15 protein-coding genes are annotated in these 23,162 nt (G+C 59.0%); 6 read left to right on the plus strand and 9 right to left on the minus strand.

Annotation, left to right across the window (positions count from 1 at the left end):
• Positions 1-161: 161 nt before the first annotated feature.
• The 5 genes from ACRRSD_RS07020 to ACRRSD_RS07040 form a co-directional block, all read right to left on the minus strand.
• Positions 162-1,988, minus strand: a complete 1,827-nt coding sequence (locus tag ACRRSD_RS07020) for an ABC transporter ATP-binding protein (RefSeq protein WP_435037618.1) — start codon at positions 1,986-1,988, stop codon at positions 162-164.
• Complete coding sequence (locus tag ACRRSD_RS07025) at positions 1,981-2,583, minus strand: DsbA family protein (protein WP_435038481.1); 603 nt, start codon at positions 2,581-2,583, stop codon at positions 1,981-1,983. The genes ACRRSD_RS07020 and ACRRSD_RS07025 overlap by 8 nt, the downstream gene beginning before the upstream one ends.
• 35 nt (positions 2,584-2,618) lie before the next feature.
• A complete protein-coding gene (locus ACRRSD_RS07030) occupies positions 2,619-3,560 on the minus strand; it encodes a rhodanese-related sulfurtransferase (RefSeq protein WP_435037619.1) in 942 nt (313 codons plus the stop codon).
• Between the two features lie 101 nt (positions 3,561-3,661).
• Positions 3,662-3,961, minus strand: coding sequence for a BolA family protein (locus ACRRSD_RS07035; RefSeq protein WP_064391455.1), 300 nt, complete (start codon positions 3,959-3,961; stop codon positions 3,662-3,664).
• Positions 3,962-3,973: 12 nt separating this feature from the next.
• Positions 3,974-4,495, minus strand: a complete 522-nt coding sequence (locus tag ACRRSD_RS07040; RefSeq protein WP_435037620.1) for a DUF2059 domain-containing protein — start codon at positions 4,493-4,495, stop codon at positions 3,974-3,976.
• A 193-nt stretch (positions 4,496-4,688) separates the two neighbouring features.
• Between ACRRSD_RS07040 and ACRRSD_RS07045 the strand changes: the two genes are divergently transcribed.
• Positions 4,689-6,083: a class II fumarate hydratase gene (locus tag ACRRSD_RS07045; RefSeq protein WP_435037621.1), complete on the plus strand. Its 1,395-nt coding sequence runs from the start codon at positions 4,689-4,691 to the stop codon at positions 6,081-6,083.
• 137 nt (positions 6,084-6,220) lie between these two features.
• Here ACRRSD_RS07045 and ACRRSD_RS07050 read toward each other — a convergent pair whose 3' ends face one another.
• Positions 6,221-7,180: a DMT family transporter gene (locus ACRRSD_RS07050; RefSeq protein ID WP_435037622.1), complete on the minus strand. Its 960-nt coding sequence runs from the start codon at positions 7,178-7,180 to the stop codon at positions 6,221-6,223.
• A 210-nt stretch (positions 7,181-7,390) separates the two neighbouring features.
• Between ACRRSD_RS07050 and ACRRSD_RS07055 the strand changes: the two genes are divergently transcribed.
• Positions 7,391-7,585: a DUF6316 family protein gene (locus ACRRSD_RS07055; protein WP_435037623.1), complete on the plus strand. Its 195-nt coding sequence runs from the start codon at positions 7,391-7,393 to the stop codon at positions 7,583-7,585.
• A 139-nt stretch (positions 7,586-7,724) separates the two neighbouring features.
• Here ACRRSD_RS07055 and ACRRSD_RS07060 read toward each other — a convergent pair whose 3' ends face one another.
• Both ACRRSD_RS07060 and pap read right to left on the minus strand, forming a co-directional pair.
• Positions 7,725-8,909: a thiolase family protein gene (locus ACRRSD_RS07060; RefSeq protein ID WP_435037624.1), complete on the minus strand. Its 1,185-nt coding sequence runs from the start codon at positions 8,907-8,909 to the stop codon at positions 7,725-7,727.
• Between the two features lie 103 nt (positions 8,910-9,012).
• Complete coding sequence (gene pap, locus ACRRSD_RS07065; RefSeq protein WP_435037625.1) at positions 9,013-10,527, minus strand: polyphosphate:AMP phosphotransferase; 1,515 nt, start codon at positions 10,525-10,527, stop codon at positions 9,013-9,015.
• A gap of 172 nt (positions 10,528-10,699) precedes the next feature.
• Between pap and mnmC the strand changes: the two genes are divergently transcribed.
• On the plus strand, positions 10,700-12,679 hold the full coding sequence (gene mnmC, locus ACRRSD_RS07070; RefSeq protein ID WP_435037626.1) for a bifunctional tRNA (5-methylaminomethyl-2-thiouridine)(34)-methyltransferase MnmD/FAD-dependent 5-carboxymethylaminomethyl-2-thiouridine(34) oxidoreductase MnmC: 1,980 nt from the start codon (positions 10,700-10,702) through the stop codon (positions 12,677-12,679).
• A 3-nt stretch (positions 12,680-12,682) separates the two neighbouring features.
• Here the strand turns inward: mnmC and ACRRSD_RS07075 are convergent, their stop codons facing one another.
• Positions 12,683-17,506, minus strand: coding sequence for an NEL-type E3 ubiquitin ligase domain-containing protein (locus ACRRSD_RS07075; RefSeq protein WP_435037627.1), 4,824 nt, complete (start codon positions 17,504-17,506; stop codon positions 12,683-12,685).
• A 339-nt stretch (positions 17,507-17,845) separates the two neighbouring features.
• On the opposite strand from ACRRSD_RS07075, the gene ACRRSD_RS07080 reads away from it, so the two are divergent.
• The 3 genes from ACRRSD_RS07080 (at position 17,846) to ngg (ending at position 23,090) form a co-directional block, all read left to right on the plus strand.
• Positions 17,846-19,423, plus strand: coding sequence for a dermonecrotic toxin domain-containing protein (locus ACRRSD_RS07080; protein WP_435037628.1), 1,578 nt, complete (start codon positions 17,846-17,848; stop codon positions 19,421-19,423).
• A 142-nt stretch (positions 19,424-19,565) separates the two neighbouring features.
• The gene (locus ACRRSD_RS07085; RefSeq protein WP_435037629.1) at positions 19,566-21,338 is read left to right on the plus strand and encodes an N-acetylglutaminylglutamine amidotransferase; all 1,773 of its coding nucleotides are present in this window, start codon (positions 19,566-19,568) and stop codon (positions 21,336-21,338) included.
• Between the two features lie 3 nt (positions 21,339-21,341).
• Entirely contained in the window at positions 21,342-23,090 is a 1,749-nt protein-coding gene (gene ngg / locus ACRRSD_RS07090) for an N-acetylglutaminylglutamine synthetase (RefSeq protein ID WP_435037630.1), read from the plus strand.
• Positions 23,091-23,162: the final 72 nt, after the last annotated feature.

Below are 23,162 nucleotides of genomic sequence, written 5' to 3' on the forward strand. Positions count from 1 at the left end.
ATCCCGCTCCTGACAGCTCAGCCTAGGCTAATTTTCGCCAAGTCAAAGGGACAGCTCTGCCGTCCTCTAGGTCGATTGTGCAAATGCCTGGTCTGCTTGAGCGTTCCGATCGATTTTACTCGATGCAATTCAAGCACTAAGCACAGAAACGGGGGCGAAACTCAAGGGCGCTGGATCTGCTGCAGATGACCATAGAGCTTGGCATACAGGCCACCGTCAGCAATCAACTGCTGATGATCACCGTCTTCGGCGACCTGACCACCATCGAACACCAGCACGCGATCGGCCTGTTTCACCGCCGACAGTCGGTGGGCGATGATCAGCGTGGTGCGGCCATTGAGAAAGCGCGCCATGGCCTGATGCAGGTTGTACTCGGTGGCGGCATCGAGGGCCGAAGTGGCTTCGTCGAGAATGACGACTTTCGGCTCGGCGAGGATCATCCGCGCGATGGCCAGACGTTGACGCTGCCCACCCGACAGGCGCACGCCGGAGCGGCCGACAATACTGTCCAGACCATTGGGCAACGCACGGATGGTTGCTTCGAGCTGAGCGATTTCCAGTGCCTGCCAGCATGCTTCATCACTGCGGGTGCGGCCCATGGTCAGGTTGGCGCGCACGGTATCGTTGAACAGTGCCGGGTGCTGCAACACCACCGCGACATTTTCGCGAACCGTTTCCAGGCCGATTTCCTGCTGGGTCGAACCGCCGAAACGGATGCTGCCGGAGACTGGCGTATACAGCCCGAGGAGCAATTGCACGAGGGTACTTTTGCCACCACCGCTGGCGCCGACAATCGCGACTTTTTCACCGGGGGCAATCGACAGATTCAACTGATCCAGCACCAGTTCATCACCGTAGCCGAAGCTCAGGCCTTGCACCTGAATGCCGACCGTGTCGCGGCCCTTGAATGGATCGATGCCGCCGGGATATTGCGGTTCATCGGCACGCGCCAGCAGTTCGTTGATCCGCGTCAGCGCACCGCCTGCCGCGTAGTAGGCGTATTGCAGGTTGAGCAGTTGTTCGACCGGGCCAATCATGAACCACAGATAGCTGAACACCGCGAGCATCTGGCCGATCGACAGGTCGGAAAACAACACCGTGAGCATCGCCGCCGCGCGGAAAATGTCGATGCCGAACTGGAAGAGCAAACCGCTGGCGCGATTGGAGGCGTCGGTTTTCCACTGCGAGTTGACCGCGTAGTTGCGCACTTCCTGCGCACGCAGGCCGAGTCGCCCGAGGAAGAATCCCTGTCGATTGCCGGCACGGATCTCCTGAATCGCATCGAGGGTTTCGCTCAACGCCTGAGTGAAGCGCGAGGTGCTGTCGTTCTCGAGTTTCTTCAGGTGTTTGACACGTTTTCCCAACTGCATCGTGGCGTAGATCACCAACGGGTTGAACAGCAGAATCAGCAGCGCCAGTTTCCAGTGCATCCACATCAGGATGCTCGCGGTGCCGACCAGCGTCAGCATCGCCACCAGAAAGCGGCTGAGGGTTTCGCCGACGAATTTGTCGAGGGTGTCCAGGTCGGTGACCAGATGTGTGGTCACCGTGCCGCTGCCGAGGCTTTCGTATTCGCCGAGGGAAATGCGTTTGAGTCGTTCGATCAGACGCACACGAATGCGATAAACGATGTCTTTGGCCAGCCGTGCAAACAGTCGCGACTGCAACACGCCGAAGCATAGCGAACTGCAACGCAGGGTCAGCGTCACCAGCAACATCAGGCCGATGTAGCCCGCCGCTTGCTGCCACATCGTCGGCAGCACATGGTTCATGAGTTTCAGTGCGGCATCGCCGTGGCCGAGCAGGACTTCGTCCACCAGCAATGGCAACAGCAATGGGATCGGCACGCTGCACAGCGTTGCCAGCACGGCCACACCGTTGGCGATCCACAGGGATTTTTTGTGCGTCAGTGCCAATCGCCGGACTTCTGCCCAGCTCAGCCGGTCGACACGCTTTACGGCTGGCGTGTCATCGGCCAGATCAGGCACAGGCGGCGCGCTCCAGCCAGCGGCCGAGCAATGGCGACAGTTCGCTGAGCGGTTGATAGCCGTTGGTTAGCAGAGCCAGTTGACCGTTGCGTTCGGCAAGCAGGGTCGGAAAACCAGCGATGCCGAGATCCTGCACCCAACTGAAATCGGCCTGAGTCGCTTTGTGCTGATCGGCATGATCGAACAACGCCGCGAATTCGATGCGCGGCACGCCCGCCTGCTCCGCCAACTCGACCAGCACACTGGCCCGGGTGACATCGCGACCTTCAGCGTAAAACGCTTGCTGGATCAGGCCGACGAGTTTCCATGCGCAATCCGGCGCCAGGCTGCGCGCGGTGACGATTGCGCGGCAGGCCGGCTCAGTGTCGTAGACAAAACCGTCGGGCAACGCACCTTCAAACTTGAACGGTTGACCGGTGGCTTCAGTGACCGCTTGCCAGTGCTCAAGAATGTAGCGACGCGTGGTCGGTTCCAGCGCCGAACCACTGCCGGTGCGCAAACCGCCAACCACCAGATGCAACTCGACCCCGGCTGCGTGCGCCTGTTCGACCAATGCCTTGGCCACCGGAGCAAAACCCCAGCACCATGAACACATCGGATCCATCACATAGAGCAGGCGCGCAGACATGGTTAAGCCTCGGTGGATGCTTGCTTGTAGTTGTAGCCGATCGGGTGCGGCATGTTGCGCGCCTTGGCCAGTTCGATCTGCTTCTGCCGATCGATGGCGCTGCGGCGGGTTTTCTCGCTGAGCTTGTCCCAGCAATGCGGGCAGCTGATGCCAGCCACATAATGCTCCGAAGCGCGGTCTTCAACACTGACCGGAGTGCGGCAGGCATGACATTGATCGTAGTCGCCTTCGCTGAGGTCGTGACGCACGGTCACACGGTTGTCGAACACGAAGCAGTCACCCTGCCACTTGGTGTCTTCCTGCGGTACCTCTTCAAGGTACTTCAGGATGCCGCCCTTGAGATGGTAAACCTCTTCGAAGCCCTCACCGAGCATGTAGCTCGAGGCTTTTTCGCAGCGAATGCCTCCGGTGCAGAACATCGCGACCTTCTTGTGCACGGCCGGGTCGAAGTGTTCTTTGATGTAGTCAGGGAATTCGCGAAAACTGGTGGTTTTCGGATCGATGGCGCCTTCGAAGGTACCGATCGACACTTCGTAATCGTTGCGCGTATCGATCAACAGCACTTCCGGGTCGCTGATCAACGCGTTCCAGTCTTGCGGATCAACATAAGTACCGACCTTCTTGTTCGGGTCGACGCCTTCGACACCGAGGGTGACGATCTCTTTCTTCAGTTTGACTTTGGTGCGGTAGAACGGCTGCTCGTCGCAGTACGACTCTTTGTGATCAATGTCGATCATGCGTGGGTCGTTCTTCAGCCAGGCGAGCAGGCCATCGATGCCTTCGCGGCTGCCGGACACGGTGCCGTTGATGCCTTCTTCGGCGATCAGCAGAGTGCCTTTGATCTGGTTGTCGACCATCGCTTGCAGCAGGGGCTCGCGCAGGTCAACGTAATCTTCGAGGGTGACGAACTTATACAGTGCCGCCACGACAATTGGTTGTGTCATGGGTATTTCTCCAGGTGGCTACCCTCGCAAAGGGTGAACCGGATTCAAAAAAAACGCGCCGGGTTAGCGGCGCGTTGCGGATTCTAGCAAAAAACCGAAGCTTAATGCTTGCTGCCGCCAGCACAGGTCGGCGATGCCGGAGCGGCGCCGATCTCTGCCCATTCCTGCGGGGTGTAGGTGTGCAGCGCCAACGCATGGAACTCGCCCATCAGCTCGCCGAGCGTGCCGTAGACTTTCTGGTGGCGCTTGACCCGGTTCAAGCCGTCGAACTGCGCGCTGACCACCACTGCCTTGTAGTGCGTCTGTAACCCGCGACTGTGCATGTGGCTTTCGTCCAGCACTTGCAGGTGCTCAGGCTGAAGCAGGGCCAGCGTCGATTCGATGCGTTGTTGCATGGTCATCACGAACTCCGCTTACTTTTTCTTGGCCGGCGCAGCAGCGCCTTTCGGGTCCAGCTCTTTGGTCATGTCGTCGAGCAGCTTGTTGACGACCGGTACGGCGCTTTCCAGTTTGGCCTGGGTCATCTGGGCCGATTGCTGAGTCAGCTGCGGCATTTTTTCCAGGACTTTCTTGCCCAGTGGCGACTGGTAGAACGCAACAAGGTCTTTCAGCTCGGATTCGCTGAAGTTGCTGGTGTAGAGCTTGACCATGTCAGGCTTCAGCTTGTTCCAGCCAATGGCCTGGTCCAGCGCGGCGTTGGCCTTGGCCTGGTAGGTTTCCAGAACGGCTTTCTTGGCTTCCGGGGCTTTGGTCTGCTCAAACCGCTGAGCGAACATTTGCTGTACTTGCATGTACACCGGAGTGCCGAGTTTGTCAGCGTGAGCCAGGGTCAGGAAAGCTTCGGCACTGGCGTTGTGGCTGGCGGTATCGGCAAGCACCTGGCCGCTGGCGCAAACCAGTGCAACCGCGGCGCAGATGGCACGAAGACGAGTCATCGAGTTTCCTTTTAAGCAAAGCGAGGTCAAACCCCAAGGGCGACCATTCTGCGCCTAAAAAACCTCGTCGCTCAACCCCCGAGCCTTGCCGCGCTTGATTGGCGGGGTTTTACCGGTCAACAATCGGATCGAGGGAACCACCTGGGCCCGACCGGGCCTAAACTGCGCAAACAGACCAACAGGAGTGTGCACGATGAGCCGTATCGAAACCGACAGCCTGGGCCAGATCGAAGTCCCGGACGACGCTTACTGGGGTGCTCAGACGCAACGCTCGCTGATCAACTTCGCCATTGGTCAGGAACGCATGCCGCTGCCGGTACTGCATGCCTTGGCCCTGATCAAGAAAGCCGCCGCCCGCGTCAACGATCGCAACGGTGATCTGCCTGCCGACATCGCCCGGCTGATCGAACAGGCCGCCGACGAAGTCCTCGACGGCCAGCACGATGACCAGTTCCCACTGGTGGTCTGGCAGACCGGCAGCGGCACGCAGAGCAACATGAACGTCAACGAAGTGATCGCCGGTCGCGCCAACGAACTGGCCGGCAACCCGCGCGGCGGCAAGACACCGGTGCACCCGAACGATCACGTCAACCGCTCGCAAAGCTCCAACGACTGCTTTCCTACCGCCATGAGCATCGCCACCGCGCAAGCCGTGCAGGAACAACTGCTGCCGGCGATTGCCGAGTTGTCCGGCGGCCTCGCTGAACTGGCGGCGCGGCACATGAAACTGGTGAAAACCGGTCGTACGCACATGATGGACGCGACGCCGATCACTTTCGGTCAGGAGCTGTCGGGTTTTATCGCGCAGCTGGATTACGCCGAACGGGCGATTCGCGCCGCACTGCCGGCGGTGTGTGAACTGGCGCAGGGCGGCACCGCGGTCGGCACCGGGCTGAATTCGCCGCACGGTTTTGGTGAAGCGATTGCCGCCGAACTGGCGGCGCTCTCAGGCCTGCCGTTCGTCACTGCGCCGAACAAGTTCGCCGCCCTCGCCGGCCACGAACCGCTGACCAACCTCTCCGGCGCGCTGAAAACCCTCGCCGTGGCGCTGATGAAAATCGCCAACGACCTGCGCCTGCTAGGCTCCGGCCCACGCGCAGGGTTTGCCGAAGTGCGGCTGCCGGCGAACGAGCCGGGCAGCTCGATCATGCCCGGCAAGGTCAACCCGACCCAGTGCGAAGCGCTGTCGATGCTCGCCTGTCAGGTGCTGGGCAACGATGTGACCATCGGCATTGCGGCGAGTCAGGGTCACTTGCAGTTGAACGTGTTCAAACCGGTGATCATTCACAATCTGCTGCAATCGATTCGTCTGCTCGGCGATGGTTGCAGCAACTTCCAGCAGCATTGCATTGCCGGGCTGGAGCCGGATGCCGAAGTCATGGCCCGGCATCTGGAACGTGGGCTGATGCTGGTGACGGCGCTGAACCCGCACATTGGTTATGACAAATCAGCGGAGATTGCCAAGAAGGCTTACAGCGAGGGGCTGACCTTGCGTGAGGCGGCGTTGGCATTGGGCTATCTGACCGATGAAGAGTTTGATGCGTGGGTGCGGCCGGAGAATATGATTGAGGCTGGCGCCAAGGGCTAGTTTTGTAGCGGCTGTAAATCCGTCTTCGCGAGCAAGCTCGCTCCCACAGTGGACCGCATTTCCACCAGGAGAATGCAGTCGAATGTGGGAGCGACGGTGCGACGATTCGACTTGCTCGCGAATGGGAGCGACTGTATTTAACTGGCCGCCATCTTCATCCGCCGCGCCTTGAGCCCGGCGATCAACGACGGCCCCAACGCCACCAGCGCCGAACCCAACACCACTAATACTGCACCGCCATAACCCAGCGCATTGATCTGCTCGGCATGTACGTACTCGGGCCAGATCCCGGCCGCAATCGCCACTGCGCCAAACGTCACCAACGGCGTGATCGCCAACGTCGCACTGACCCGCGATGCCTCCCAATGCGCCAGCGCTTCAGCGAACGCGCCATAGGCAATCAGCGTGTTCATGCAGCACGCCAACAGCAGCCAGCCCTGCAGCGGGCTCAGGTTCAGCGCTTCGAGCGGATGCACCCACGGCGTCAGCAACAGCGCGCAGAACAGGTAGATCACCATCATCACCTGCAACGAATTCCACACCGTCAGCAATTGCTTCTGGCCCAGTGCATAAAAGGTCCACACCGTCGATGCCAACAGCACCAGCAAAACCCCTGCGGTGTAATCCGACAATGACGTCAACAACTCCGCCAGGCGCTGATTGAAAAACAGCACAAAACCGATCAACAGCACCGCCAGACCAATGCCCTGGCCAATGCTGAAGCGTTCCTTGAACACAAACAGGCTGGCGATCAACAACATGATCGGGCCCATCTGCACCACCAATTGCGCGGTGCCGGGGCTGAGCAGATTGAGGCCCATCAGGTACAACACATAGTTGCCAACCAGCCCGAGCACCGCCATCAGCACCAGCCAGCCACCCTTCGGCCCCAGCACTTTGCGGCTGGGCAGACGTTTTACCGCCGCCAGGTAGATGAACAGACAGCCGCCGGACACCAGCAGACGAAACCAGGTCACCGTCACCGGGTCCATCACCAGTAACACCTGTTTGAGTTTGATCGGCAGGATGCCCCACAGAAACGCGGTCAGCAGGGCCAGGAACAGACCGTAGACCCAGCGACCGGATGAAATGTGCATGCGAACCCCAAAGCCTGCTGACAAGTGCGCCCATTCTAGGCTTGGCGCCGGGCGCATCACAGGGACAGTTACGGTCAGGCCGCGAATGAAACTGTGCAGGTCGCAGCATTAAATTGACGCAGAGCCGTTGATCGGCTGGGCGGGCGAGCCAAGTGCTTCAGGCATAAGCTCACCGAATCCCTTTCAGCGTATCAGCCAAGGAGACCGATCATGTTAGGAATGCGCGCCCGCGACAGCGCCCCCGAAATGCACTTTCGCAGCGACCGGGTGTGCCGGGTCAATGGCGAACTGTTTTTCAGCACCCGGGAAAATACCCTTGAGGGGCCGTTTGAGAGTGCCGAGAAGGCTGTGCAGGAAATAAAGGCTTATATCGCGCGGATGCAGCTGCAGGATTCCAGCAGGTAAACCCGGTCGATCCCTTCGCGAGCAAGCTCGCTCCCACACTGGATCTCTGGTGTACACAAAACAGGTGTTCACTGAAGATCTACTGTGGGAGCGAGCTTGCTCGCGAAAAGGCCAGAACAGACAACTAATAACTTGAGGGTCAGCGCACCGCTTCAAATAACCCGGTAGCGCCCATACCCCCGCCCACACACATGGTGACGATGCCATAACGCAAATTGCGCCGCTGCAACTCACGCACCAGATGCCCGACCTGCCGCGATCCGGTCATGCCAAACGGGTGGCCAATGGAAATCGAGCCGCCATTGACGTTGTACTTGTCGTTATCGATCTCCAACCGGTCACGGCTGTACAGGCACTGCGAAGCAAACGCCTCGTTCAGCTCCCACAAGTCGATATCCGCCACTTGCAAGCCTTTGGCCTTGAGCAGTTTCGGCACCGAGAACACCGGGCCGATGCCCATCTCGTCCGGCTCGCAACCGGCCACGGTAAAACCACGGAAAAACGCTTTCGGCTTGAGCCCCAATTGCAGGGCTTTTTCCAGGCTCATGACCAAGGTCATGGAGGCACCGTCGGACAGTTGCGACGAGTTGCCCGCCGTTACCGAACCGTCCTCGGCGAACACCGGCTTCAGCCCGGCGAGGCTTTCATAAGTGGTGTCGGGGCGGTTGCAATCGTCGCGATCCACTACGCCGTCGAGAATCTGCACTTCACCGGTGTTCTTGTCCTCGACGCGATACTTCACCGCCATCGGCATGATTTCATCGTTGAACAGCCCCGCAGCTTGAGCTTGCGCGGTGCGAATCTGACTTTGCAGCGAATAACGATCCTGCGCTTCACGGCTGACGCCATAACGCCGCGCGACCACTTCGGCGGTCTGGCCCATCGTGTAATAGATGCCCGGCGACTGCTGCTTGAGCAGCGGATTGATCAGGTGGTCGGTGTTAACGCTTTTCATCGTCAGACTGATCGACTCGACGCCGCCGGCAACGATGATGTCGCTGCAACCCGAGGCAATCTGGTTGGCGGCAATGGCGATTGCCTGCAAGCCCGACGAACAGAAACGGTTGAGGGTCATGCCGGCGGTGCCGATGCCCAAGCGCGACAGCACCGCGACATTACGGCCGATGTTGTAACCCTGCGCACCTTCGTTGGAGCCAGCACCAACGATGCAATCCTCGACGCTGGACGGGTCGATATCGTTGCGCTCAAGCAGGGCGTTGACGCAATGAGCCGCCATGTCATCGGGACGGGTCTGGTTGAACTTGCCGCGAAAGGATTTGGCCAGGCCAGTCCGCACGCTGTCGACGATCACCACTTCACGCATGGCATACCTCATTGTTGTTGTCAGTTGAGAGTGGACTTGAGCATAAGTCCACTGCATCAACGACCGCGACAATCATTCACCCCGCGTATGCGCGCCCATCGGCTCAATCCTTGTGTTTCTTCGCGCGCTTGTCGGATTTCTCGAAGGCTTCTTCCAGTGCAACGTTGATCGTGCGCAACACCTTGACCCGGGCCCAGCGCTTGTCATTGGCCTCGACCAGGGTCCACGGCGAGATCTCGGAACTGGTGCGGTCGACCATATCGCCCACGGCGGCCCTATAGGCGTCCCACTTGTCGCGGTTACGCCAGTCGTCCTCGGTGATCTTGAAGCGTTTGAACGGAATCTCTTCGCGCGCCTGGAAGCGCTCCATCTGCGTGTCCTTGTCGATGGCCAGCCAGAACTTGACGACGATCACCCCGGCGTCCGCCAGTTGCTCTTCGAAATCATTGATCTCGCCATAGGCGCGCAGCCAGTCGGCCGGCGTGCAGAAGCCTTCGACCCGCTCGACCAACACCCGGCCGTACCAGGAGCGGTCGAACACAGTGAACTTGCCGCGCGCCGGAATGTGCCGCCAGAAACGCCACAAGTACGGCTGCGCGCGCTCCTCTTCAGTCGGTGCGGCAATCGGCACGATGTTGTATTGACGTGGATCGAGCGCCGCCGCGACCCGACGGATCGCCCCGCCCTTGCCCGCCGCGTCGTTGCCTTCGAACACCGCGATCAAGGCGTGGCGGCGCATGCGTTTGTCGCGCATCAACCCGGACAGGCGCGCCTGTTCGGTGATCAGTTGTTCCTCGTAGTCCTTCTTGTCCAGACGCTGGGTCAGGTCGAGGCTGTCGAGCAGGTTCAACTGATCGACTGGCGTACCCAGCGGCGCGGCGCTGACATCGTGGGGATGTACGTCCGAGCGTTTCAGCGCATTTTGCAAACCCTCGAGGAGAATCTTGCCGACCGCCAGGCTGCGGTAGTTGGCGTCGGCGCCTTCGATCACATGCCACGGCGCGTAATCACGGCTGGTACGGCGCAGCACGCGCTCGCCGTATTTGACGAACTTGTCGTAGGTCTCCGACTGCTGCCAGTCCAACGGACTGATGCGCCAACTGTGTAGCGGGTCATCAGCCAGCGCCTTGAGTCGCGCCTTCATCTGTTTCTTGGACAGGTGAAACCAGAACTTGAAGATCAGCGCGCCTTCATCGCAGAGCATCTTTTCCAAACGCTCGGCACCCGCGATGGCCTGATCCAGACGCGGATCCTTGAACAAGCCGTGCACCCGCCCCTGCAGCATCTGGCTGTACCAGTTGCCGAAGAAAATCCCCATTCGGCCCTTGGCCGGGAGCATCCGCCAGTAGCGCCACGCCGGTGGCCGCGACAACTCTTCATCGGTCTGCTGATCGAAGGTGCGCACTTCGATCAGGCGTGGGTCCATCCACTCGTTGAGCAACTTGACCGTCTCGCCCTTGCCCGCACCCTCGATGCCGTTGATCAGGATGATCACCGGAAAACGCTTCTGCTGCTGCAATTCGAACTGGGCTTCGAGCAAGGCTTCACGCAGTGCCGGGACGGCCGCCTCATAGGTGTCGTTGTCGATGGCGTGACCGATTTCAGCGGATTCAAACATGGGACGGCTCCTTCCAGGATTCAGCAAGACTAGCGGATTGGGCACAGCAGCGGCGCAGAAATTCCCGCGGGTGGCGGATTGTCCGTGAGTCAACGGCCGCAAGCCTTGCCATGGATCAAGCAGCCCCTGCGCGATCGGCTAGAATGGCCGCCTTGTCGTTGCCGAGCCTGCCATGAAACCTGTATTGCCCCACGCCCAACTCGACTGGGATGACCAGGGACGCCCGCGTTCGCGGGTGTTCGATGACGTGTATTTTTCCGACAAATCAGGTCTGGATGAAACCCGTTATGTGTTCCTCGAACAAAACCGCCTGGCCGAGCGATTTGCCGCGTTGCCGGCGGGTGGGCGACTGGTCATCGGTGAAACCGGTTTTGGCACCGGATTGAATTTTCTCTGCGCCTGGCAGTTGTTCGAGCAGCATGCAGTGGCCGGTGCGCGGCTGCATTTCGTCAGCGTCGAAAAATATCCGCTAAGCCCTGCCGATCTGAAGCGTGCCTTGGCACTCTGGCCAGAACTCAAGCCGCTGGCCGATCAGTTGCTGACGCATTACGTGGCCATCCACGCAGGCTTTCAGCGCCTCACCCTGGCCAGCGGCCGCGTGACGCTAACGCTGTTGATCGGCGATGCACTGGAACAACTGCCGCAGCTCGACGCGCAGATCGACGCGTGGTTTCTCGACGGTTTCGCCCCGGCGAAAAACCCCGACATGTGGACCGCCGAACTGTTTGTCGAACTGGCACGGCTGGCTACGCCCGGCGCGACCATCAGCACCTTCACCAGTACCGGATGGGTTCGCCGTTTGCTGAATGCCGCCGGGTTCAAAATGAAGCGCACGCCGGGCATTGGCCACAAGTGGGAAATCCTCCGTGGCGAGTTTCTCGGCTGGCCGGCGGAAGTTGCCCCGCCAGTGCCGGACAAGCCGTGGTTTGCGCGCCCCGCGCCGATCGCCACTGAGCGGCGTGCGCTGGTGATCGGCGCCGGTCTGGCCGGATGTGCCACGGCGTCCAGTCTGGCCGCACGCGGCTGGCAGATCACGTTGCTGGAGCGCCATGCAGCCGTGGCGCAAGAAGCCTCGGGCAATCCACAAGGCGTGCTGTACCTGAAGTTATCCGCCCACGGCACGGCGTTGTCGCAACTGATTGTCAGCGGTTTCGGTTACACCCGACGCCTGCTGGAAACCCTGCAACGCGGCACTGACTGGGACGACTGCGGCGTGCTGCAACTGGCGTTCAATGCCAAAGAAGCCGAGCGCCACGCGCAATTGGCCCAAGCCTTCCCGGAAGACCTGTTGCAATGGCTTGAGCAGCCCGCGGCGCAGGCCCGCGCCGGGGTCGGCGTGGCCCATGGCGGCTTGTACTACCCCGAAGGTGGCTGGGTGCATCCGCCGGCGCTGTGTCAGGCGCAAGCGGCGCAGGCAAACATCGAACTGCTCAGCCATTGCGAAGCGCTGCAACTGCGCAAAGTCGATGATCAATGGCAAGCCCTCGACGGTGAGCGCTTGCTCGCCAGCGCGCCGATCGTGGTGCTGGCCGGTGCCGCCGAGATCAAACGCTTTGCGCAAAGCGCCGAATTACCGCTAAAGCGCATTCGCGGGCAGATCACTCGTCTGGCCGAAACCGCAGAAAGTCAGGCGCTGGCCACGGTGGTCTGTGCTGAAGGTTACGTTGCCCCGGCGCGTTTGGGCGAACACACCCTCGGCGCCAGTTTCGATTTCAACAGCGATGACCTGACCCCGACCACAGCTGAACACGCAGGCAATCTGGCGATGCTCGAAGAGATTTCCACCGACCTCGTCGCGCGTCTGCACGTCAGCGTACAGCCGGTCGAAGATCTGCAGGGCCGCGCAGCCTTTCGCTGCACCAGCCCTGACTATTTGCCGATTGTCGGCCCCCTCGCCGACCGCCAAGCGTTCCTCGCCACCTATGCCGTCCTGAGCAAGGATGCCCGTCAGGTGCCAGACATCGCCTGCCCTTGGCTGGACGGCTTGTACGTCAACAGCGGCCACGGCTCTCGCGGGCTGATCACCGCGCCGCTGTCAGGCGAATTGCTTGCCGCGTGGCTGGACAACGAGCCGCTGCCGCTGCCACGCAGTGTCGCCGAAGCCTGTCACCCTAACCGCTTCGCCCTGCGTCAGTTGATTCGCGGCAAGTGAATCTCACATGTCTGGCATCACGCACAGGCCCAGGTCTATCAGGCGGATAGACTCTTGCGTCAGGCGTTTGAACTCTGCTTCTTGCGCCTCCTCCTTTTGAAGTTTGAGGGCAAGCCCCTGACTCAGATAGTCAGCGCTGGGCAATGTGTCCGCCTGCTCATCCAGAGCAGTCATCCGCGGCGCGAACGACTCTTCAATCTGCGAAAATTTGCGTGTAAATCTACGTTTCAGGTAATCACGCCAGAATGTCTGCTGCTGCATGAATTCGAGCCATCGGGGGGAGAGTTCGTCTGTAGCGATCCGCTGCTGGGCCTTTTCCAGATCAGCGGCAGTCACGCCGCTCTTCGGTCCGAACAGCATGTTCTGAGGCTGGCCTGGCAGGTTCAGCGTCTTCGCCAGCCCGATGCGATAAGCCAGGTTCACCTCGACTTCATCCAGTTTCCCGACCTTGATCACATGTTCGCGGGCAATCGCGTTCAGTCGATTCAGCCGGAACAGACTGCGGCCGAGTTCGAGCAGCGGCTTGGCAGTGACTTTGCCGCCGGCTCCCTTGGTTACATGATCGACGTGAACAGCAACTTCAAGATGACTGAAATTGATCGCCGCCGTGTCATCGCAATTGATCGGGTTGGCGGCCAGATCGAGCAACTCATCGCAGAGCGGGCCATCAGCCTCTGCTGCCTTCAATACCACCCAGATCCTTCGCTGCATGTCAGCACTGCCCTTCGTCCCGTCGGCGGTATCGCCCAGTCGCGCCAGCAACTGGAACAGGCCGTCGGCACGGGGATCGTCGCGAAATGCCTCCCAGACTCGCACCTGCGTCTGCCATTCCTCACCGGTCGTCTTGGTGAGCCATAATGAGCGTGCGGTCTGTTCGTGGAGCCGAGCAATGTCGTCTTCGGTGTAACCCATTCCTATACCGTAATTATTGCGATAGTTATCCAGATAGGTTTTGCTGGTTTCAGTAAAGGAGTTGAGCGCCAGGTTGAGCGCCCGGGTAAATCGTCGCGGTTTTTGAAACAGCCAATCGGGCAACTCTTTGATCTTGTTTTTGCTCAGATCCATCCATTCGATATGGGCGCTGTTCTGCAGACCTTGAGGCAGTTCGGTAATCCCCGTTTGGCGCAGCAACAACAGACGCAGGTTGCTCATTTGACTGACATCCGGAGTGGCGCCCAACGGGTTATCGTTCAAATTAAGATTCGTCAGCGTGCGCAGCCGGTTCAGCTTCGTCAATGTCTGCTCGGTCAGCTTTACCTGATTGCCCTCCAGGCTCAATCGCTTGAGGTTGGGCATATGCGACAGCACTTCGGGGAGCCGGGTGATTTTATTGTTGTCGAGTTCCAGCGACTCAAGCTGTTTGAAGGATTTGAGGAAGTACGTGACATCATCATTCTGCGCCATGTCTTTCATCGACAAACGCTGGATATGGTCAAAGCTCAATCCCGCAGGCATGCTCGGCAACTTGCCAATGCGCATTCGATCGAGATTGAGGGCACAGACCGGTTTGCCCTGTTCATCCTCGATCCAGTCAAACCGCCGAAAGGCCTTCTCGATCAGCTCGGCCGCCATCTTGCGGCTGTGCCGCGCTTCGGCCAGATCCCCCCCCATCGCCTTCAGGCCGGCGCCGTCTTCACTCCAGATAAAGAGCACGTCACGCAGGGTTTTCAAATCCTGACGCAAGGCTTTTACCCGAATCGCCCGACTCAGCGGATCGTCGCCCAGCTCATCGAGTAATTGACTGGCCTGCGCGACATCCAGGCGGGGATAGAGCTTGTGCACTTTGCGCAACAACTTGCGTGAGTGGTTCGTCGCTGGGGCCTGGTCGCCTTGCACGCAGTCCGGCTCGACGCCCGACGTTTCGTACTTGCCGCTGACCAGTGTTCGCCCGGTGGCTTCGCGGTCTTCGAACCCTGCCTCGAGCAACTTGCTGCGCAAGCGCTGTCTGCTGGCCTGCCCGGCACCGATCAATCCGCTCGCCTCACGCTGACGTGACGGCAGCGCCTTCAGGATGGCGGTGTACAAAGCGTCGGGCGCCGACGCCACCTTGCCAAGGGATTTTTTGTTGCCGCCAAATGCTTCATAACCGTCAGCGGATTTCACCAGGTAGCAGGTATCGTCGGCGGTCGCGGACGCATCGCCGATGGCTTCCAGCACGGGTCCGGTCAAGGCCTTGTCGCGCACCTCCAGGCGCAGTTTTTTACTCCAGCCGCCAAGGCGTGGCAGCAACTGAATGGCCAGTTTGTCGGTATCGGCATTCGCCAGCCGTGGCCAGTGAAATCCCGTCAGCCCACGGTCGAGCCGCACCTTGGCGGCAGCGGCCCGGGTCCGCTGTCCCAGCCGTAATGGCACCCGTGCGGTGGTGCGCAGGTGCTGGCGCTCGACACTGGGTGCGTGGTCGATCAGCCGTTGTCCATAGCGCGCCGGGATGTCGGCGAAAACCTTGCGCAAACTGCGCAGCTCATCCGCCTGACTCTCGTCATAGCGTTGATACAGACGCTCGAACACCGCGCGATAATCTAACCTGAGCGCCGCGCCAAGCTTTTTCGCCAGTGCGGTTACCTCGTTGCTTTTTGCGACTTTGCCGCCAAGCAACGCATCGACCTCGTTTTGGTACAGACCATCGATCACCGTTTGCAACAATTGGCCTCGGGACAATTGGTCCCGGGTAACGACCACACCCAGCGCTTCGTCAATCGTGCTGTTCGCAGGATAGGTCGCTTCGACGGCCTCTTCTTCTCCGACCACCTCAATATAGCGGTCGGTGGGCCAGCCCGGCAGTTTCGGCAAGGCATGCATCAGCGTCTCGCCGGATTGCCCGGAATGGGTCTCGCCGTTTTCCAGCTCCACGCTCAGTTCCCGTAACTGGCGCCCGATACGTACACGCTCGACGGTATCGCGCAGGCGCACAGGCAGGCTCAGATTGTCGTTGAAGGTGTCGAGCACGGTCTGATGCGAGGTGTCGCTGAGTCGACGCATCATGTCCAGGTCGCTGTCGACGAATTCGCGCAAGTGCGGGTCGATGCGTTTCAGCGCGTACGCGGAACTGCCCCATTCCTCCGGCTCTTCAGCGGGTAGTCGCCAACCGCCTTCGACGTGCCGGACCAATTCCGGGGTATAGGCTTGCGCTCGTTCGGCGTGTTCCAGGCGCCACAGGTTGGCGTCGATATCGTAGCTGCCGGCGAACACACGATGATCAACATTGCCAAGGGTTTTCGCGCCAATCTGATAAAACTCCTTGGAGCCAGGATCGATTGTGAACCCTGCCGGGAGAGAATGCTCGTAGGGCGCGAAATCGGGCTTCCACAGGCGCGCTTTGCCGGCGTGATTGAGAATGGCGGTGAATTCCCCAAAAAACTGCGGGTGCGTGCGCAGCAGTTTGCGACCCAGTGTCCCCAACACTTTTTGCCCGCCGGCGAAGACGCCCATCAACGCGATGTTCTCGACCACGCTGAGCAAATGCGACAGGGCTTGCTGATGATCACCGCGCTGCCAGTCTTCGATACCTTCGTACACTTCGCCAAGCAATTGCCCCACTGCGACGCCCATCATCAATTGCCCGAGCACCGGCACGAAGAGCCCGGCCACTGAGGCAATGTTCACCCCGCGTTGAAGGAAATCGAGCAGGCGCTGACGGCGTGTATCTTCATCGATATCCGCAGTAGGCACTGCCAGTTTGCGTGCGTCGATCTGCAACTTGCCGACATGGCTTTGCACCATGAAATCAAAAAGCGGCACGCTGATCGGCCATTGTTTGACCAGGCCCAGATCGCCTTTTTCAGCGAACGTCTTGAAGAAATCCGCCTTGTCATCTTCGTCAAGGCTGCGGGCAAAATAGTCCTGATAATCCGCGCTTTTCAGTTGCTGCACCAGGTAGCGCTTGAACGCATTGAAACTCGGGTATTCGTACACCGCCCGCTCAGGTTCGCCGGCCATGTACACGATGCATCCGTCCTCAGGGTGTTGTTCCACCGAGCGTTTGGAAAAAACGACGACGCCCCACACGCAGCTGTCGAGTATCTTGATGCCCTGCATGATCAGCGGTTCTTTGCCGTACCGCTGGGTTCGCGTCGACGCCACGCCCCCGGCCAACATCAGGTCCTGCAACATGCGCAAGCCTGTCGCTGTGATATCGCCCTTGAGCATGGCCAGGTGCGCATCCAGTTCCAATAGCGACTGTTTCAATGCGGCGATATCGCGGGTCATGGCACTGGTCGCCACGACTTTGCCGCTTTCGTCACGCAGACCGAACACTTGCTGCAGATGCTCTTGGTATTTCTGGCCCAGATCCAGCTCGCGGCAAAACGCGGCAAACGTCGCCGGGGTCAAGCCGCTCACCCCCTGCGGCGCGCTTTTCAGACGCACCTGACTGCCATCCGGAAACGCGTCAGCCTGCTCCTCGTCTTCGGTGAAGTTCTGCATGGCAGCCTGCAACAGCGTTTGCGAGGCGTGTTTGACGAGGTCGATTCCGGCCTGATCGGTCGCGGTCGTCTCGCAGCCACAATCAACACCCGGCAGACTGACCACATCCACACTTGCGTCGTACAGCGCCGGCCATTTTTGGCTCAGTGCCGCGTTCAGTTCGCTGATATAGAAATCGTCCAACGGTTTTAACCGGATCAGATCCTTATTGACCTTCAGTTGCCGGGCGTGCAGTTCACGGTTGATTTCATCCAGCCTGGCCAGGCTGGTGGCCGACGCCTGCAGCAAATATGCAGGGAGCGTTTTTTCCAGGGTTTCGGCGGTGTCGAGGTCGCCGGTGGCCTCTAGTAATGCGCTCAACATCGAGGCTTGAGTCGGCGTTTTTTGGTTTTTCAGGGTTGTCATCAGCAATAGTCCTTTACTGCGGTTTTGGACTTTTGACTTTATCGATATCGAACGCAGATTAAAAACATGAAAAACCTATTGGAAAACCAAAAAAACCATCTACTTTTATCACTAATAAAAATATTCCTGCAGCACCCAAACCGTGCAAACTTCGGGCATCTGCAACCCAGCCCCCAGAATCAGCCCGACGCATACTTTTGAATCGCGACGGTGGTATAGACATATAGCTCTCAACCATAATATAGCTTTCATGAAGCTCTCAACCATCAACTAATTGCGTTATTTCCCTCAACTGAAAAACACTACGATAGAGACTCTTTTTCCAAATGAGACTTCTCCATGAATACGCCACAGAAACTACAGCCCATTGCCGCAACAGTCGAAATACAGCTGGGCACATCAACTGTTCAGCCGAACGATTCAAGCGCATCAGCCCCCCTGAATCGTTTCATCCAGCTCTTCAAGAAAGATGACCCCGTAAAACTTGCTGATTTTTGCAGGGCAATAGATCAAGCGATCCCCTTTCATCATTACTTTGAGATATTGGTAAACAAGCTGGTAAATCTGGAACACTTCTGCAGACTCAAACTTCAGCAAAAACTTGAACAAAAATACGAAATGCGCTTCAGCGTCGATGACCTCATCAGGCTCACACCCGCGAGCACGAAAGATCAGCCTTCACCTCCCCTTACCCTCACTCTGCTACAAGCGGCCATGCTGAACTTCACCGACGTTGAAGCAGCTGCCGGGTACTTTTCGAGTGACAGCGGGACACTGCCCCAGGCGCATAAATCGACTGAGCCGGGGTCACCGGATCTCCGGATTACCGCAGAGGAATTTGCAGCATTAAGTCGCGAGCTTGATCTGGGTGGCGCCTACCTTACATACATTTCCAGCGTATTGGAGGATGCGCGAATTAAACAGCTCGGCGCACAACTGCACAGGCACAACTTTGAACTCTTCGCCTATGAAAAATACTTCACCAAGCCTACTGGCAAAGATTTTCTAGGTGCGGAATTCCCGCCCCATCAGCTTCATGCCCTTGTGCAGTTCGTTTACAGAAAAGAGGATATTCGAACTGGTGACTCCTTCTACAATGGCAAAATCCAGCTGCACGCTTTACAGCTGTTTGGCAAGTATGAGACAGACGCCATATTAATCACCTGGCGTCATTCTACAGAGGCAAAAAAAGACAGCTTTATCCTGTATATACCCAACGACTCCGGCGACGGCTTCTACAAATCCAACACCCCTATCGAATGCGTAGACCGGTTTGTTTACGAGTTTCTTCCAAAAGCGGAGTTTCGGGAATTAATCAAATCTCAACTACCCATTGCCGAGCAACATGAGTTCTCTCTGAAAAAACTGGAAAACATCCGCTCGGAAATAAAATTCATCACTCTCCAGAAAGGCTTGTACCAACATCTATTTGATCGTTACGTCGACAAGTTCTTTGCTGATGCCAGGGAGTTTGCGGTGCCAGTCGTCAATATCAATGAATCGGCCTATGCCAACCGACGTAAAAATGTAGCCTTGGGCAAGTATTTAACGCATCTCAAAAGTCCGACCGATGATTTCATCAAGCGCATGCGAACTCATCCCACAGATAAAATGCTGAGCACCGTATTCAAACGCGTGAATACCTGGCCGGTAACCGAAAAACACCAAGCCTTGGTTCGGTTGCTGGATCTGAAAAAAACACCGTCTCCCGCGGATGGCAATGGCGACAGACCGCAGGCGGACGAAGGCACGAAACCTGATTATTTCGACCAATTCGAATTGACCAGAGAATCAACCGGGCAATTGGTCTATCTACAGAAAAAATCGGCGGTGCCTGAGAGCGTGCAACGCGACCTGACCATCAAGCAAAGTTCACATGCTCAAGAGCATATTCAACAAAAAGCACCTAAGGGCTGAGGGTCAGGAACTGAACCAGCGCCGGACTTATAACTTATCGTTCTAAAACTCCACTTACCGAGGCGGGTCAGTTTCTGAGTACCCGCCCTTCTGGCGAGGTATGGCTTGAACCCTCCCCAACGGAAAAACCGGTAAGGATTTTATGTGCGGATTAGCTGGCGAGTTACGTTTTGATCAACAACCTGCAGACCTTGCAGCGATCGAGAGAATCACCCATCACTTGGCCCCTCGCGGCCCCGACGCGTGGGGCTTCCATGCCCAAGGGCCGATCGCCCTGGGTCATCGTCGTCTGAAAATCATGGATCTGTCGGATGGCTCGGCGCAGCCGATGATCGACAGCCAACTCGGCCTGTCGCTGGCCTTCAACGGCGCGATCTACAACTTCCCGGAACTGCGCGCCGAACTCGAAGCGCTGGGTTACGCCTTCTATTCCGGTGGCGACACCGAAGTGTTGCTCAAGGGCTACCACGCCTGGGGCGAAGCGCTGCTGCCGAAACTCAACGGCATGTTCGCCTTTGCCATTTGGGAACGCGACGCCCAACGCCTGTTCATCGCCCGCGACCGTCTCGGCGTGAAGCCGCTGTACCTATCGCGCACCGGCCAGCGTCTGCGCTTTGCCTCGGCCTTGCCGGCGCTGCTCAAGGGTGGCGACATCAACCCGATCCTCGATCCGGTGGCGCTCAATCACTACCTGAATTTCCATGCTGTGGTCCCGGCGCCGCGCACCCTGCTGGCCGGCATCGAAAAACTGCCACCGGCGACCTGGATGCGCGTTGAAGCCGATGGCACCACCGAGCAGAAAACCTGGTGGACGCTGCCTTACGGCCCACACGACGACGAGAAAAACCTGACGCTGGAAGACTGGGTCGACCGCGTGCTCGATAGCACTCGCGAGGCGGTGGCGATTCGTCAACGTGCCGCTGTGGATGTCGGTGTGCTGCTGTCTGGCGGTGTCGATTCGAGCATGCTCGTCGGCCTGTTGCGTGAAGTCGGCGTGGAAAACCTCTCGACCTTTTCTATCGGTTTCCAGGATGCCGGCGGCGAACGCGGTGACGAGTTCCAGTATTCCGATCTGATCGCCAAGCATTACGGCACCCAACACCATCAATTGCGCATCGACGAGAAAGAAATCATCGAGCAACTGCCCGCCGCCTTCCGCGCGATGAGCGAGCCGATGGTCAGCCATGACTGCATCGCTTTCTATCTGCTGTCGCGCGAAGTGGCCAAACACTGCAAGGTAGTGCAGAGCGGCCAGGGCGCTGATGAGCTGTTCGCCGGTTATCACTGGTACCCGCAAGTCGATGGTGCGGCCGATCCTTACGCGGCCTATCGCAACGCGTTTTTCGACCGCAGCTACGACGACTACGCCGCCACCGTGCAACCGAAATGGCTGACTGCGAATGACGCTGCCGGCGACTTCGTCAAGGAACATTTCGCACAGCCTGGCGCCGAGGCGGCAGTGGACAAAGCCCTGCGTCTGGACAGCACGGTGATGCTGGTCGATGACCCGGTCAAACGCGTCGACAACATGACCATGGCCTGGGGCCTGGAGGCGCGCACGCCGTTTCTCGACTATCGACTGGTTGAACTCTCGGCGCGTGTGCCGGGCCAGTTCAAGCTGCCGGATGGCGGTAAACAAGTGCTCAAAGAAGCTGCACGCCGAGTCATCCCGAGCGAGGTGATTGACCGCAAGAAAGGCTACTTCCCGGTGCCCGGTCTCAAGCACTTGCAGGGCGACACGCTGAACTGGGTGCGCGAACTGCTGCTTGATCCGAGTCAGGATCGCGGCCTGTTCAACCCGGCCATGCTCGACAAATTGCTGACCGACCCGCAAGGCCAACTGACGCCGTTACGCGGTTCGAAGCTGTGGCAACTGGCGGCCCTGAACCTGTGGCTCAGTGAACAAGGAATCTGATCGATGAAACCCCACGCCACGGCCATCAACCAACGGCTGCTACGCGGTCAGACACCGTCCTACGAACGCTTGCAGGCGCGCCTGGCCGAAGACGGCAGCACGCTGGCCGCCGAGCCGATTGCGCTGCATTGCGGCTGGGGCCGGTTGCTGATCGGCCACACGTTTCCCGACCCGGCATCACTGGCGCAGGAATTGCTGAAAGAGCAGCCCGGCGAACGCGACATCGCGCTGTACGTCGCTGCGCCGCAACAGATTCTCGGCCTGGAGCCGACGCAACTGTTTCTCGACCCGTCCGACACCTTGCGCCTGTGGTTCAGCGATTACCGCCAGGCGACTCGAGTGTTTCGCGGCTTTCGTATTCGCCGCGCGCAAAGTGAAGCGGACTGGCAGGCGATCAATCAGTTGTACCAGGCGCGCGGCATGTTGCCGATCGACGCCACGCGGCTGACACCGCACCATCAGGGCGGCCCGGTGTACTGGCTGGCCGAGGATGAAGACAGCGGCGCGGTGATCGGCAGCGTCATGGGCCTGAACCATCAAAAAGCCTTCAACGATCCGGAAAACGGCAGCAGCCTGTGGTGCCTGGCGGTTGATCCGCAATGCTCGCGCCCGGGTGTCGGTGAAGTGCTGGTGCGGCACCTGATCGAGCACTTCATGAGCCGCGGTCTGAGCTATCTCGACCTGTCGGTGTTGCACGACAACCGTCAGGCGAAAAATCTCTACGCCAAGCTCGGTTTTCGCAATCTGTCGACCTTCGCCATCAAACGCAAGAACGGCATCAATCAGCCGCTGTTTCTCGGCCCGGGGCCAGAAGCGCAGTTCAACCCGTACGCGCGAATCATCGTTGAAGAAGCCCATCGGCGCGGTATTGATGTGCAAGTCGATGACGCCGATGCCGGGCTGTTCACCCTCAGCCACGGCGGGCGTCGCGTGCGTTGCCGCGAATCGCTGAGCGACCTGACCAGCGCGATCAGCATGAGTTTGTGTCAGGACAAAAGCCTCACGCACAAAGTGCTCAAAGGCGCCGGGTTGAACCTGCCCTCACAGCAACTGGCCGGTAATGCCGACGACAATCTGGCCTTCCTCGATGAGCACCAACGGGTGGTGGTGAAACCGCTCGACGGCGAACAGGGCCAAGGTGTGGCGGTGGATTTGCAGAGCATCGAAGAGGTGCAGCAAGCCATCGAAACGGCGAAACAATTTGATAGCCGCGTGCTGTTGGAAAGCTTCCACGAAGGCCTTGATCTGCGGATTCTGGTGATTGGCTTTGAAGTGGTCGCGGCGGCGATTCGCAAACCGGCGGAAGTGGTCGGCGATGGTCAGCATTCGGTCGGCGCGTTGATCGAAGCGCAGAGTCGGCGGCGGCAAGCGGCCACCAGTGGCGAAAGCAAGATTCCACTGGATCACGAAACCCAACGCACCCTACATGCGGCGGGTTATGACTACAGCAGTATTCTGCCGGCCGGCGAGCATCTCTTTGTACGGCGCACGGCGAACCTGCACACCGGCGGCACGCTGGAAGATGTCACCGCGATTCTGCATCCGACGCTGGTCGATGCGGCAGTACGGGCGGCGCGGGCGCTGGATATTCCGATGGTCGGCCTCGACTTGATGGTGCCAGCGGCGGATCAACCGGAGTACGTGTTTATCGAGGCCAACGAGCGCGCCGGGCTGGCCAACCATGAGCCGCAACCGACGGCGGAGCGGTTTGTCGATTTGTTGTTTCCGCACAGTCAGCCGGCCATTTCTTGAATCTGCTTTGTCAGGACTGACGCCTTCGCGAGCAGGCTCGCTCCCACAGGGGAATGCATTCCAAATGTGGGA

The organism is Pseudomonas neuropathica, assembly GCF_051174785.1.
In the GTDB taxonomy this organism is placed as follows: domain Bacteria; phylum Pseudomonadota; class Gammaproteobacteria; order Pseudomonadales; family Pseudomonadaceae; genus Aquipseudomonas; species Aquipseudomonas neuropathica_A.